Source organism: Halalkaliarchaeum sp. AArc-GB, assembly GCF_031432225.1.
Lineage (GTDB): Archaea > Halobacteriota > Halobacteria > Halobacteriales > Haloferacaceae > Halalkaliarchaeum.
The window spans coordinates 494,375-508,447 of record NZ_JAVKGM010000001.1 but is presented as its reverse complement, the minus strand read 5'-3'; the positions used below and the strand labels follow the sequence as shown (position 1 = coordinate 508,447).

The window sequence follows — 14,073 nt, the reverse complement described above, 5'->3', positions numbered from 1 at the left end:
CACTGTTCGCCCCAAATTTGGTACCGGATCACCTTAAACCCGTCCGAGCGCGAGTGCGTCTCCGGGTCGGTCGAACGCTGTCTGGCCACGGGTGTTTTTAACCTTCGACGAATAACTCGGCCACCGTGGACGAAATTCGCGTCTCCGCAGTCGTGTACGTGCCCCGGGAGGAGGCGTTCGAGTTTTTGCTTGACTTCCCCGGATACGCGGAATATTCACAGTACCTCGAAACAGTCGAAACGTACGAGGGTGACGGCGGTCCGGGAACCCGCTACGGTCTCACGTTCTCGTGGTGGCAGCTGTCCTACACCGCCCACTCGAAGGTAACCGACGTCGATCCGCCGGACCGGATCGACTGGCGACTCACGAAGGACATCGACGCGTACGGCTACTGGCACGTCGATCCCCTTGAGCTGGATCCCGGGGAGACGTTGAAAACCGACGCGGCGGCCGTCTCCGGCAACCCGGAAGGGGAAGCCTGCGAGGTGACGTTCCAGGTGTTTTTCGACCCGGACTCCGCCCGTGCGGGCGTGTTCGACCTCCCGGAACTGGTCTCCTTCGACTGGGTGCTCTCGAAGGTGCTCCCCCGGATCCAACGGGAGGCCGAACGGATCGTCTCCCGTGCGGTCGCCGATCTCGAAGGAAAACCTCGCGCGGTCGAACTCGACGTACACGTCGACTCACAGCGGCTGTAGGCGACCTGGTGCGCCACCGACTTCGACGGGCTCAGTTCTCGATCTTCGCGTCGAACTTCTCGCGCACTTTCTCTACTTTGGGCTGCGCGTGGAACGTACAGTAGGCGTCGTTGGGGTTCTTCGCGAAGTAGTTTTGATGTTTCTCCTCTGCACGATAGAACGTCTCGAGCGGCTCGAGTTCGGTCACCACGTCGTCGTCGTACACCTGATCGAGCGCGTCGATGAACTCCTCGGCGATTCGGCGCTGGGTGTCGTCGTGATACAGCACGATCGACCGGTACTGAGTCCCGACGTCGGGGCCCTGGCGGTTCAACTGTGTCGGATCGTGGACGGTGAAGAACACCTCGATCAGTTTCTGGTAGTTGATCTCGTCGGGATCGTACTCCACCTGGACTACCTCGGCGTGGCCGGTTTCGCCCGTACAGACCCCCTCGTAGGTGGGCTCCTCGGTGTGTCCCCCGGCGTAGCCGGAGGTGACCTGCCTGACGCCCGCAAGCTCCTCGAATGCGGCCTCGATACACCAGAAACAGCCGCCGCCGAACGTCGCGGTTTCGAGTTGATTCCTCATCGGCTCCCCTTGGGACTCGAGGGACATGAATGGCGCGCGCCGCGAAGCGACACCAGACCGCAACGGCTTACCGCACGGACGGTGAGCCCCAGATATGGAACTGGGCGTCATCGGACTCGGACGCATGGGACGGATCGTCGTCGATCGGGTGCTGGATGCGGGACACGAAGTGATCGCGTACGACGTTTCGCCGGAGGCGACCGCCGCAGCCGCGGAGCTGGGTGCGACGCCGGCCGACTCGGTTGCGGACCTGTGTGACCGACTCCCGGAGCCGAAGCGGATCTGGCTGATGGTGCCCGCGGGCGACCCGGTCGACGAGACGCTCGCGGAGCTGGAGCCACACCTGACCGACAGGGACGTCGTCGTCGACGGCGGCAACTCCCACTTCGAGGCGTCGGTTCGTCGCGCGGAGTCGACGGATGCGGCGTATCTCGACTGTGGTACCTCCGGCGGCCCGGCCGGGGCCGAACTCGGGTTTTCACTGATGGTCGGCGGTCCCGAATCCGCTTACGAGGAGCTGTCTCCCGCGTTCGACGCGGTCGCGACCGGCCCGGAGGGTCACGACCGCATGGGCGAGTCGGGATCGGGCCACTACGTGAAGATGATTCACAACGGGGTGGAGTATGCACTGATGCAGGCGTACGGCGAGGGATTCGAACTACTCCACGAGGGGCGGTACGACCTCGATCTGGAGGCGGTCGCCCGAACCTGGAACAACGGTGCCGTCATCCGGTCGTGGCTGCTCGAGCTGTGCGAGGAGGCGTTCCGCGAGGAGGGATCCGATCTCGGAGACGTCGCTGACCACGTCGCCGGCGGCTCGACGGGCACCTGGACGGTCCAGGAGTCGCTGGAACAGGAGGTGCCGCTGCCGCTGATCTACACGGCGCTTTCCGAGCGGTTCGGTTCCCGGGCAGACGCCCGGTTCTCCCGCAGGCTTGCGAACCGGTTGCGGTACGGCTTCGGCCGGCACGAGGTCGCAAGGCGGGACAGCTAGCGGTCGCCGTCGGCCTCGTCCGCCGCCTCCAGCGTGTTCTGGGAGATGGTGTTCGGCAGCAGTTCACCCAGCGTGTACGTACTTCCCGGTTCCCTGTCGCCCTCGTCGCACAGCACCGGAAACGACTCGTCGCAAAACTCCGCGAGCGTCTGGCGACACATTCCACAGGGGGTGACGCCGTCCCGGGCGCCGGAGGTCACCGCGATCCTGTCGAAGTCGGTGTGGCCGTCGCTTACCGCCGCCGCGAGCGCGACCTCCTCGGCATGGAGGCTGTTGGAGTAGTTCGCGTTCTCGATGTTGCAGCCGGTGTACACCGTACCGTCTGCCGTTTCCAGCGCCGCGCCGACCCGGTACTCCGAGTAGGGGACGTGTGCGTTCGCGAGCGCCTCCCGGGCGCGTTCGATCAACGGTTCGGCGCCGGAGCCAGTTTCGTCCATGGCTCCCGTTCCGGCGAGGGGACTTATAAGTCTCCGCGTCCGTGTTCGGGGCATGCGTCCGATCCCACCGGGCTGGCTCGTTGCGCTTTTCCTCGTGGTGTTCGTTCTCGGCGGGGCCGGGGTCGCCGCAGGGATCGGATCGGTCGATATGGGGGTGGACACCCACGCGGTCGCCAACGGGGATACCCACGAAATCGTCGACGAGAACGGCTTCGACGCCGTCGTCGACACCGCCCCGGACGACGGTGCTGCTGTCCTCGAGGGGGAGGAGGGGATCAAAGCCCCAGTCCGATCAACGGGCGATGATCTCGAGATGTGGACCGAACTCCGGCGGGTCGAACCCGCCGGTGAGTACGGTGCAACCACCCGCATCACGGTCCCGGACCGCGTGACCCGCCTGGAGGTGACGCTTCCCGAGAAGGCGAAATCGGTGGAGACGACCGGCTTCGACGCCGCTGGGGACCGCACCTACGAGTGGGACGGCTCGACCGACGAGCCACACCTGCGATACCGGATGGACGCCAATCAGACGAGCGAGCCGGGACCGCTCGCCGGTGACGGGGATTACGTCTTCGTCGACACCGGCGACTGGGGGCTGGTTCGCGTGCCGAACATTCGCGTCGGATGGGGGTGGCGGGGCGAAGACGTCCGACTTCACCGGGAACACACTGTCGACGGGGAGGGCTCCACGGGCGACGTCGTGGCGTATCTGGGCCCGTACGACGAGCACGTCCGAGAGGCTCACGGCCAGCGGTTCCGGCTCGTCGTTCCCGACGCCGCACAGCTGGAGGAGCCTCCCGAGGAGATCCTCGAGGTGTTCGCCGACAGCTCCGACGCTCTTCGGGTGGGTAGCCGCGACCCGTCGGTGTTCGTCGTCGCCGCGCCGACCGACGACGTCGCGTGGGCGGTGCGGGGGCTCCAGACCGGCCCGGCCGACATGTGGGTCCGGGACTTCGAACGCCTCGACGATCCGCAGAACGTCTGGGTCCACGAGTACGTCCACTCCAGGCAGGGGTACCGGACCGACGGGAGCACACGGTGGTTCACCGAAGCCTCGGCCACCTACTACGCCGCCCTGCTCACGCTCCAACGGGGTGACGTCGACTTCGACGACTTCCGGCGGGTCCTGGCCCGCGGCGAGCGCTCCCCCCAGGCGGAGTCCGTACTTTCAGAGCCCGCCACCTGGCGGAACAACGCCGACTACACCAAGGGTGCGCTGGTCGCGGGAGAGATCGATCGACAGATTCGGCTGTCGACCGACGGGGAGGCGACACTCGCAACTGTGTTCCGCGAGTTGAACGCGCGAGACGAGCCCGTCGACGGGGGAACGTTTCTGAGCCTCGTAAACGACGCAGGCGGCAGCACTGTCGCCGAAGAGGCCGGCCGGTACACGACGACGGAGGCAGTGCCAGCCGCCTGGGACCGGGAAGCCCACGACGGGGCGTTCGGACAGCTGCCTGCCAGAATCAGCTACTCGATCGCGGGCGAGGAGGCCGTCCGCGTCGCGGGCCCCTACCGCGACCGGCCGGTGGCCGGAGAACCCGTGGAACTCGTGACCGACGAGACGCTCGAGATCGCCGTCGAGATCGAAAACACCGGCGGCACCGCCGGCGAGTACGATCTCACGATGGTCGTCGACGGCAGGGTGGTCGACAGCCGCGACGGCAGGATCGGCGCCGGCGAGACCACGATCGAGCGGTTCGAACGGGAGTTCGGTGGCCCTGGAGAACACCAGATCAACGTCGGCGGGGAGCGACTCTCCGTGGTCGTTGGGGAACCGGCCGAGCCGACGGTCGTCGACGTCGGCGTTTCGCCGGCGGAACTCACACTCGGCGAGACGACGACCGTCACCGCGACCGTCCGCAACGACGGCAGAGTGCCCGCCCGAGGGACGTTCCCGGTCGCCGTCGACGGCGACGAGCGCGACCCCATGGAGGTGATCCTCGACGTCGACGGGAAGGAGACCCTCGAATGGACGATCCAGCCCGAACGCGACGGCGAGGTGACGGTTCAGGTCGGCGATCGCTCGCAAACGATCGTGGTTTCACCGTCGGCAACCCCGACGCAGACGCCGACCGAGCCTGCGACCCCGACTGACGCCGACGAAACCTCTGTCCGGACGCCCGGGTTCGGTCCGGCGACCGCGGTGGTTGCTCTCGTCGTGGCGCTGGTCGCTCTCCTCGCGCGACGTCGATGATCCGGGCGCTCCAGATCGGAGCCGAACGCTGATCGACGACGTCCAGGAAGACAGCATAGCTAAGGTCTTTCGTCGAGACGTTCCAGTATGGTTACTGAACCGACACGAGGGGCGCGGTTCCCGTGGCGCATTGCGGCGATCGTGGTCGGATTCGTCTTCGCGGTACTCCTCGTGGCCTTCGCCGTCGGGGCGATCGGTGCCGGAGTTACTCCTGTCGATTCGGGGGCGATCGACGGGGCTGTGGCCCAGACGGACTCGTCTCCCGGTAGCGACTGGCCGTCCGTGCGCGCCGATCCCGCGCTGACAGGCGCGAATCCGGGAGCGCCCGGCCCGGCAGCCGACGTCGGGCCGGCCTGGATCGTTCGGACCGGGGCGACAGGCGGCGGCCCCGCCGTTTCCGACGGCACGCTCTACACCGGCAATCGGCACGGTGACCTGATCGCGCTGGACGCCGAGTCGGGGAGCGTCCAGTGGCAGACCGAACTGGAGGGTGGCGTCTGGACGACGCCCGCGGTGACCGAAACCCACGTGCTCGCAGTTCACGGCGGGTGGGAGATGAAAGACACGCTGGTGGCCGTCGACAGGGAGACGGGGGCGATCGAGTGGGAGTACGAACTCGGCTTCGACGTGACGGAGTCGCCGACCGTAGCCGACGACGGCACCGTCGCAATCGCCGGGACCGACAACGGGGAACGGGTGATACTCGGCGTCGATCCGACGCCGGCGGATGGCGACTGGCCAGACCTGTGGCGGGTCACCCACGAGGGGCAGGCCGGTCTCCCGGTGGTGACCGACGACGCAGTCTACTCGCTGGGCGGGGAACAGCGGACCCACGAGGATCCGACGGTTTTACACGCGTTCGATCGTGAGACGGAGGAACTCCGCTGGACGCAGTCGGTCGATCGGTACACGCGTCACCTCCTTTTGGCCGACGCTACCCTGTACACGCACACGAGCGAGCACCTCTATGCAATCGACCCCGACTCCGGGGAGATCCGCGCGGAGTACGACGTCGACGTCCACTACGACACGCCGATGGCGTACGCCGACGGAACCCTGTACTACCCGACGAGCACGGGCTACGAGGAGCCGGCCGGCGTGGCGGCATTCGACACCGACGCCGGCGAGGTCGTCTGGACCGAGTGGAGCGTCGACGATCCGCGATCCCCGCCGACGGTCGGCAGCGAGCACGTGTACATCTCCGACAGCGACGCGATCTACGCGATCGATCGCGAGTCGGGTACCCTCGCGTGGCAGCACCGCCCCGGCGATCCGTACGGTGGCACCGACAACGAACTCGCTGTCGTCGGCGACACCGTCTACGCGACCCACATGGTCAGAACGACGCAGGCGCTTTCGGAGGGCGCCGACGCCAGGGAAGGCGGCGTCGTCGACTTGGTGCGATGGCTCAGGGACAACGCCGAACTCGGGATGACCAGCTTCGGTGCCGTCGGCGGCCTGCTCGGCGGCCTCGTCGCGGCCGGCCTCACGTGGGGGCTGATCCGGCTGGGCAACTACTCGCGGCTCCCGCCCACGATCTTTGCGGGAAAACTCCGCCGCCGGCCGATCGAGACGGTTACGGGACGGGACGCCGTGTTCGCTCACTTCCTTGCGGGCGTCGCGCTTTCGACCGTCTTCGGGGCGCTGTTTTTGGCCATCCAGCTCGGACTCCCCCGTCTGTTCGGCCCACTCGGTGGGGTTTCCGGGCCACTGCTCGTCGGGGCGTTGTTCCTCTGGCCGCCGGTGGTTGCGGCGCTTGCGATCGGCGGCCCGTGGGCGGTGATCGCCTATCGCTGGCTGCCGGCACACGAGACGGCGCTGGATCGCCCGGCAGACCGGATCAAACGCGAGTGGGCGATCGTCCACGTCGTCTTCGCGTTCGTCGCCGTCCCGATCTACGGGCTCGTGACGTTCCTGCTCGGTATGCTGGTGTTTTTCGTTTGAGCCCGCGTTTCGACGGCGCTGTCGGCCGTCTCACAGCTCGTACCGTTCGCCGTCGACGGCCAGCGGCTCCTCGAACGCCTCGTCTGCGGGGTAAAAGTGGGCGATGTGGACGAGTCGGAGCCTGTCGGCGTTCAGCTCCTCGGCCAGCTGGAGTGCGCCCTCTCGGGTCATGTGTTTGGTTCCGAAGGTCCTGGGGACCCCGTTGTCGTCGTGGTGGTTTCCGCCGATCGGATGATGGACACAGGAACTCGCCGGAACGATGGCGTCGGCAAGCAACAGGTCCGCTCCCGAAAGCGCCGCGCGACTCGCCTCGGGGATGTCGTAACTCGTGTCGCCGGTGATCGCGAGCACGGCCGGATCGTCGCCGTCCTCGACGGGCTCTTCGATCCGGAGCCCGTAACAGAAAAGCGGCGGATGCGACACGGGAACCAGCGTGACGTCGAATCCCGCAGCCCGGAACGGCTCGCCGGGCGTCTCGTGGTGGACCTCGAGCCGCCCCGCGAGGTAGTCGTACCGCCGTTCGACGGTTTCGGCCACGCTTTCGGTCGTTTCGGGGTCGGTCTCGTTTGCGGCGTGCACCGCCAGGTCGTCGATGGTCCGATAGACGTTGCCGAGCCCGTCGAGGTGGTCGAAGTGGATGTGGGTGACGATCGCCGCGTCCGGGAGCGGCACCCCCTGACGGAGCATCTGCGTCCGGAAGTCGGGGCTGACGTCGACCAGCAGCGACTCGCCGGTTCGCTCGTTTTCGACGTGGACAGAAAACCTGGTTCTGGCCACGCCTCGCCGGCGGGCCTCGCTGCAGGTGTCACAGTCACATCCGACCGTCGGCGTGCCGGTCGTGTCACCTGTTCCAAGCAGCGTGACGCGCATTAGTGCTGCGCCGGATCCTGTCGCTGTTCGGCCGACGACTTCGTATCGGACTCCCTCCCGTTCGACGTATCGTGATCGTGATCGTGGTCGTGATCGTGATCGTGGTCGTGATCGTGATCGTGGTCGTGATCGTGATCGTGGTCGTGATCGTGATCGTGGTCGTGATCGTGGGTGTGGTTGTCGTCTCCGCCCCCGGAATCGCCGGAGCCACCGGTGATCGCGGCCCCCTCGCCCTCGATCATGTCCATATTCTTGAGGTTGTCGCGTTCCTCGAAGTCCTCGACGGCCGCGAGGACGTCATCCTGGGTCAGTTCGCGACGCCCCTCGACCAGCGCCTCGAGGACGGCCTCACGCATCACCATCCGGAGGTCGGAGCCGGTGAGTCCCTCCGTCCGGGTCGCCACTTCCTCGGGGTCGAAGCAGGCGATTTCCATCTGCCGGGTGATCACTTCGAGGATGTCCCGGCGCATCTCCTCGTCGGGGCGCGGGAAGTTGACGATCTCGTCGAACCGACGCCAGGCGGCGGCGTCAAGCTGGTCTGGATGGTTGGTGGCGCCGATCAAAAGCACCTCGTCGCGGATCAGCGACACCTCGTCGATGCTCTTGAGTAGGGTGTTCACGGCGCGTTTCAACGCGGCGTGTTCGTCGCTACGTCGGGTCTTCGCCACGGAGTCGAACTCGTCGATGAAGAGAATACACGGGGAGAGCCGCTTTGCGACCTCGAAGGTCTTCTCGACGTTTTTGGCGGTTTCGCCGAGGTACTGGGAGGTGATCATCGAGAGCTTGACCTCGACGAACGGCAGGCCGAGTTCGTGGGCCAGCGCCCGGGAAATCGTTGTCTTTCCGGTTCCGGGCGGGCCGACGAACAGCAGCTTGCCGATCTCTCGGAGGCCGATCGACGCCAGGTAGTCCCGGTGTTCGATCGCCTGTACCAGCTTCGCGATCTCGTCCTCCTGATCTTCGGTCAACACCAGGTCGTCGAGGGTGGTTTCGATTTCCTCGGGCGCTTTCACGGTGACGAGATCCAGCATCTCGGCGTCCTCCTCCTCGTCGAAGTACTCCTCGAGCAGTGAGTCGATCCACACCCGGTCGGCCTGGATCGGCCGGACGTTCTCCTGGGCCTCTTCGTGGGTAATCGCGGTGACGTCGGGGCCGACCTCCTCCGGGACACCATCCTCGAAGAACTTCTCGGCGGCGGAAGCGAGCGTCGGGTTCGTCCGGAGGCGCTCCGGGTCGGTCCGTTTGAGAAACCACTCGAGCGCCATCTCCGGCTGCGTGAGCTGTAGCTCGCCGGAGAACTCCTCGCGCCCAGTGAAGAGGAGATCCGATATCGCCTCCCAGGGACGTTCGACGCCGGTGGCGGTCGTCGTCGTCGACTCCGTGGGGCGGAGCGGTCGTTCGATCTCGCCGTCCGTCCAGAACACCTGGCGGAACCGCGGCGGTAGGTCGCTCTCCTCGAGTCGACGGTCCTCGGTGTAGCAGTGAGCCGTCAACACGAACTCGACCACGTCGAGAGCGGGGTCGTTCATCCTACCGAATTAAAAGGCCGAGTCGTTTAAGCGCGTCGAAGCCGGGCGGCCCGTCCGGCCGCACGGGGATGTAAATAAACAACTTGTTTGGGATTTCTCCGCGTTCCATCCGTCTTTAAGACCGTGAGGGACGACTCACCCGTACATGAGTGACGATACCACACCGGTCGTTACGGCGGCGTACCGAACCCCCCAGGGTCGGGAGGACGGGGTGTTTGCGGACACGCGCACGGAGGATCTGTCGGTCGCGCTGATCGATCACGTTCTCGAAGAGACGGGGCTGTCGGCCGACCAGATCGACGACCTGATGTGGGGAATCGCCCAGCAGCGGACGGAACAGGACAACAACGTCGCGCGCGTGATCGCGCTCCTCTCGGAGCTCGGGGAGGGGACTCCCGCGACGACGATCAACCGATGGTGTGCCTCCTCGATGCAGGCGATCGTCAGCGCGGGCGACGCGATCGCGGCGGGCAACCGCGACTGCGTGCTCGTCGGCGGCGCCGAGAACATGACGCGCGTTCCGATGGACGGTGACTCCTATCAGCATCTCCACCCGGAGCTGTCGAACAAATACAACGTGTTCCAGCTCCAGATGGGAATGACCGCCGAGAAAGTGGCCGAGGAGTACGGGGTGAGTCGCGAGGCGCAAGACGAATACGCTGTTCGCAGCCACCACCGCGCGGCGGAGGCGACCGAAACGGGACGATTCGACGACGAGATCGTCCCCGTCAAAACTGACGAGGGACTGATCGAGGAGGACGAGGGCATTCGTCCGGACACCGACGTCGAGACGATCTCGGGGCTGCCGCCGGCGTTTACGGGCGATGGAACCGTTACGGCGGCCAACTCCTCGCAGATTTCCGACGGCGCGGCGTCGCTTCTGGTGACCAGTCGCGCCTTCGCCGAAGACCAGGGCCTCGACGTACTCGCCGAGATCGGCACCAACGCCGTCGCCGGCGTCGATCCGACGGTGATGGGCATCGGCCCGGTGCCCGCAACCCGGAACCTGCTCGAGCGGGCGGGACGGGAGATCGACGACTACGATCTCGTCGAACTCAACGAGGCGTTCGCCTCCCAGTGTGAGTACTCCCGGCGCGAACTCGGAATCGACGAAGAGCGGTTCAACGTCAACGGCGGCGCGATCGCGATCGGCCACCCGCTGGGCGCCTCGGGCGCGCGACTCCCCGTGACGCTGATTCACGAGATGCTGAAACGCGACGCCGACCGGGGACTGGCGACGCTTTGTGTCGGCTTCGGGCAGGGTGCGGCGATCGAGTTCTCGCGATAGCCGCGTTCCGTCGGGCGATATCCGCCTTTAATTCGTCGATCGACGAAATATGACCCGACGATTCGTTGAATCGGCGCGACAACGGTAATGTTTTTCCACCCTGTCTGTGAATCTCTACGTCATGTCCGAGGAGTTACGACCGGGTCTGGAAGGCGTCCTCGTCGCGGAATCGGAGCTGAGCTACATCGACGGCGAGGCCGGAAAGCTCGTCTATCGGGGGTACGCGATCGAAGACCTCGCACGGGAGGCGAGCTACGAGGAGGTGTTGTATCTCCTGTGGCACGGTGAGTTACCCACCCCGGCACAGCTCGATCGGTTCTCCGAGGAGATGGCAACACAGCGCTCCCTCGCGCCGGGAACGATGGACGTGGTTCGTGAACTGGCCGACCAGGAGGAGGAGCCGATGGCGGCGCTGCGGACGATCACGTCGGCGCTTTCGGCAGCTGACGAAGACGCGGGCGAAGCGGAGGTCACCGACCTCGAAGCGAACGTCCGGAAAGGCAAGCGGATCACCGCAAAGATGCCGACGGCGCTCGCTGCGTTCAAACGGCTTCGGGACGGCGACGAGCCGGTCGAGCCCGATCCCGAACTGGACCACGCCGAGAACTTCCTGTACATGCTCAACGGCGAGGTGCCCGACGCGGTGCTTTCCGAGACGTTCGACATGGCGCTGGTGTTGCACGCGGATCACGGGCTCAACGCCTCGACGTTCTCGGCGATGGTGACCGCCTCCACGCTCGCCGACATCCACGCCGCGGTGACCTCGGCGATCGGGACGCTGTCTGGGAGCCTCCACGGCGGCGCCAACGCCAACGTGATGCGGATGTTGCAGGAGGTCGACGACTCCGAGATGGATTCGGTGGACTGGGTCGTGAACGCGCTCGACCGCGGCGAGCGCATCGCCGGCTTCGGTCACCGTGTGTACGACGTGAAGGATCCGCGGGCGAAGATACTGGGGGAGAAAAGCGAGGAACTCGGCGAGGCGGCCGGCGACACCAGGTGGTACGAGATGAGCGTCGCGATCGAGGATTTCATGGCCGAAGAGAAGGGGATCCCGCCGAACGTCGACTTCTACTCGGCGACCACGTACTACCAGATGGGGATCCCGATCGACCTGTTCACCCCCATCTTCGCGATCTCCCGGGTCGGCGGCTGGATCGCACACGTCCTCGAACAGTACGAGGACAACCGGTTGATCCGTCCGCGGGCCCGGTACGTCGGCGAACTCGAACGGTCGTACCCGCCGGTTGCGGAACGGTAGCCATCCGAAGCGGTAGCGGTCTGCAGTGGGGGCCTCCCGGAACACTCACCGGGAGCGTTCGGGCTTTCCGACCGCGCGGTTCAGGAACGCGAGCTGGTAGGCGACGGCCTCTTCGAAGTCTCCGGCCAGGACGCTGAAGTGGTCCGCCGGCGCGCGAACCACGGTCGCCCGGTCGAGTTCGTCGACGGCCGCGGTCATCCGGCCCGACGGGAGGATGCGATCGCTTTCGGGAACGAACACGAAGGCGTCGACGTCGACGTCCTCGAGCCGCTCGACGGGACGGTACCGGACGAGATCCAGCAGACACCGCGCCGGCGTCGCGTTCTCCCACTCGGAGTTTCGGTCCACCAGATCCAGGTACGCCCGCCTCGTACCCGGTTCGGTGATCACGGCGAGTCGATCGGCGTCGCCGACGATCGGTACCTGTCTGGCACGGCCCGATCCTCGCGCTTCGGCACCGGTCCCCCCGGGGAGCCGTCGACGGAGCCGATCGCGAACGCCGGCGAGTGCGTCACGCGCACCGGAGACCGTCGCGCGGGCGACGTACCCGGCCGGCCGGGTTCGAAGGAAGACACGTCCGTCGGTGTACGGGGCGATCGCCACGACTGCCCGGACGTCGCCCCTATCGGCAGCGGTGACCAGCGCGTGGCCGCCGGAAAGCGAGTGGCCCCAGACGGCGATCCGGCCGGCGTCCACCCCGTCGATCCGGCGAACCCGGTCGATCGCGGCGTCGTAGTCGGCCAGTTGTTTCGACGGCGACACCAGCCGCCGCGGATGGCCGTCGCTTTCCCCGTGGTGGCGGTAGTCGAACAGGAACGCGGCGTAGCCCGCCTCCGCGAACCGCTCGGCGACTGCGGGGTAGCCGAACGACCGTTCGGCACCCAACCCGGGCGCCATGACGACGACCGGCGCGGTATCGGTGCGGTCGGGGAGGTACAACGACCCTCGAGCTCGGGTTCCGTCGCTGTCGAACCCGACCTTCCGGACCGCGTACCGCTCGCGGGCCGGCCGGCGGAGCGATCGCTGACTCCGGTTGATCGGTCGTCGCCTGGTCATGGCTCTCCTCGGTCGTCTGGTTCGCGTTCACCACGGTTCTGTCCTGACGAGTCGGGATAGGTGATCGTCTCGACGACCAGCGTAGAAAACTCGACTTCGGAACACTCCCCGTCCGAGACGTCTTCGATCCATTCGGGTTCTGCATGCCAGTACGCCAGCACGTCGTCGGCCGACCGCACGACGGTCGCGTCGATCCGAGTCGGCTCCCATCGTTCGTTCTCGTACAGGTCGATGAAGGTGCTGCAGATCCGACCGACCTCCCCGCGGTCGACTTCCCTTCCCGGGAACGCCGTCATGTAGGTGAGATCGACGGGTTCGCCAGCCTCGATGGATTCGACGTGTATCCCGTTGCTCCGGAGTTCCGCCTCGATTCCCTGGATGTCGGTCATACTACACACACCGTCCGGCCGCGGTAAATCCCTACCGGCGGTGCGCCCAGGAACCACTACTGCTTTGTCGCACGGACTACAGGATCCGGTATGGATCTTCGCGGCCACCGGCGGCCGGAGCCGGAGCCGGAGTCGCTCCCCCGCTGGCTCGCGCCGTTGCCCGACAGGCTCGAGTCGCTCGCGCTCGAATGGGTGTGGGTCATCGTCGGGATCAACCTCCTGGGCACCGCGTTCGGCTTCTGGTACTACCGGGCTCAGCTTTCCTACACGCCGGTCGTCGGGTGGCCGTTCGTCCCGGATAGCCCGCTCGCGACGCTTTTCATCGCGTTGGCGCTCGCGCTGTGGGCGCTCGACCGTCGCAACGAGTACCTCAACGCGCTGGCGTTTTACGGCAACATCAAACTCGGGCTGTGGACCCCGTGGGTGCTCGCGGTGTTTGCCGACCAGTTCCTCGAAATCAACCCGATCCCGATGTACGCGTTCCTGTTCGTGAGCCACCTCGGGATGGTCGCACAGGCGTTTCTCATCCATCGAATTTCGGAGTTTCCGACGAAGGCGGTCGGGGTCGCGCTGGCGTGGTACACCCTGGATCTCACCGTCGATTACTTCTATCCAGTTTTCGGCGGATTCACCCACACGTGGTATCCTGCGGCCCCCAACGAACCGTATCTCGGCACGACCGCGTTCTTCGTGGCTGCCTGGGCGGCGGTGATTCTCACCGTGGTGCCGACGTTCCTGGCGCTTTCGACGCGGGCGAAGAAACTCCAGGCCCGGACCGACGGCGGGGGGTCCGACATCCCGCGGCTGTGAGATCGGCGGCCGTCTGTCGGCTGACGGGCACGCAA

Annotated in this window: 13 protein-coding genes; 7 read left to right on the top strand and 6 right to left on the bottom strand. The window is 66.2% G+C overall.

What is annotated here, in order from left to right; all coding sequences use genetic code 11:
* Window positions 1-125: 125 nt before the first annotated feature.
* Complete coding sequence (locus RH858_RS02575) at window positions 126-695, top strand: SRPBCC family protein (protein ID WP_259533700.1); 570 nt, start codon at window positions 126-128, stop codon at window positions 693-695.
* A 31-nt stretch (window positions 696-726) separates the two neighbouring features.
* Here RH858_RS02575 and msrA read toward each other — a convergent pair whose 3' ends face one another.
* Entirely contained in the window at window positions 727-1,263 is a 537-nt protein-coding gene (msrA, locus tag RH858_RS02570; RefSeq protein WP_310561076.1) for a peptide-methionine (S)-S-oxide reductase MsrA, read from the bottom strand.
* A 94-nt stretch (window positions 1,264-1,357) separates the two neighbouring features.
* On the opposite strand from msrA, the gene gnd reads away from it, so the two are divergent.
* Window positions 1,358-2,257: a phosphogluconate dehydrogenase (NAD(+)-dependent, decarboxylating) gene (gene gnd, locus RH858_RS02565; RefSeq protein WP_310561075.1), complete on the top strand. Its 900-nt coding sequence runs from the start codon at window positions 1,358-1,360 to the stop codon at window positions 2,255-2,257.
* Here the strand turns inward: gnd and cdd are convergent.
* Entirely contained in the window at window positions 2,254-2,694 is a 441-nt protein-coding gene (gene cdd, locus RH858_RS02560) for a cytidine deaminase (protein WP_310561074.1), read from the bottom strand. The two genes, gnd and cdd, sit on opposite strands and share 4 nt — an antisense overlap.
* A gap of 52 nt (window positions 2,695-2,746) precedes the next feature.
* Between cdd and RH858_RS02555 the strand changes: the two genes are divergently transcribed.
* Window positions 2,747-4,891 (top strand): hypothetical protein, encoded by a 2,145-nt coding sequence (locus RH858_RS02555; protein ID WP_310561073.1) that lies wholly within the window; start codon window positions 2,747-2,749, stop codon window positions 4,889-4,891.
* Between the two features lie 87 nt (window positions 4,892-4,978).
* A complete protein-coding gene (locus RH858_RS02550) occupies window positions 4,979-6,835 on the top strand; it encodes a PQQ-like beta-propeller repeat protein (RefSeq protein ID WP_259533692.1) in 1,857 nt (618 codons plus the stop codon).
* A 30-nt stretch (window positions 6,836-6,865) separates the two neighbouring features.
* On the opposite strand, the gene RH858_RS02545 is transcribed toward RH858_RS02550, so the two are convergent.
* Both RH858_RS02545 and RH858_RS02540 read right to left on the bottom strand, forming a co-directional pair.
* Window positions 6,866-7,705 carry an MBL fold metallo-hydrolase gene (locus tag RH858_RS02545; RefSeq protein ID WP_310561072.1) on the bottom strand — a complete coding sequence of 280 codons (840 nt, stop codon included), beginning with the start codon at window positions 7,703-7,705 and terminating at the stop codon, window positions 6,866-6,868.
* The gene (locus RH858_RS02540) at window positions 7,705-9,234 is read right to left on the bottom strand and encodes an ATP-binding protein (protein ID WP_310561071.1); all 1,530 of its coding nucleotides are present in this window, start codon (window positions 9,232-9,234) and stop codon (window positions 7,705-7,707) included. Before RH858_RS02540 ends, RH858_RS02545 begins: the two co-directional genes overlap by 1 nt.
* 145 nt (window positions 9,235-9,379) lie before the next feature.
* Here RH858_RS02540 and RH858_RS02535 point away from each other — a divergent pair, with 145 nt between their 5' ends.
* Window positions 9,380-10,522, top strand: a complete 1,143-nt coding sequence (locus RH858_RS02535; protein WP_259533688.1) for a thiolase family protein — start codon at window positions 9,380-9,382, stop codon at window positions 10,520-10,522.
* Between the two features lie 121 nt (window positions 10,523-10,643).
* On the top strand, window positions 10,644-11,783 hold the full coding sequence (gene citZ / locus RH858_RS02530; RefSeq protein WP_310561070.1) for a citrate synthase: 1,140 nt from the start codon (window positions 10,644-10,646) through the stop codon (window positions 11,781-11,783).
* A gap of 45 nt (window positions 11,784-11,828) precedes the next feature.
* Here the strand turns inward: citZ and RH858_RS02525 are convergent, their stop codons facing one another.
* Window positions 11,829-12,839, bottom strand: coding sequence for an alpha/beta fold hydrolase (locus RH858_RS02525; RefSeq protein WP_310561069.1), 1,011 nt, complete (start codon window positions 12,837-12,839; stop codon window positions 11,829-11,831).
* On the bottom strand, window positions 12,836-13,228 hold the full coding sequence (locus RH858_RS02520) for a hypothetical protein (protein ID WP_259533680.1): 393 nt from the start codon (window positions 13,226-13,228) through the stop codon (window positions 12,836-12,838). The genes RH858_RS02525 and RH858_RS02520 overlap by 4 nt, the downstream gene beginning before the upstream one ends.
* A gap of 90 nt (window positions 13,229-13,318) precedes the next feature.
* Between RH858_RS02520 and RH858_RS02515 the strand changes: the two genes are divergently transcribed.
* Window positions 13,319-14,038 carry a DUF1405 domain-containing protein gene (locus RH858_RS02515; protein WP_259533679.1) on the top strand — a complete coding sequence of 240 codons (720 nt, stop codon included), beginning with the start codon at window positions 13,319-13,321 and terminating at the stop codon, window positions 14,036-14,038.
* Window positions 14,039-14,073: the final 35 nt, after the last annotated feature.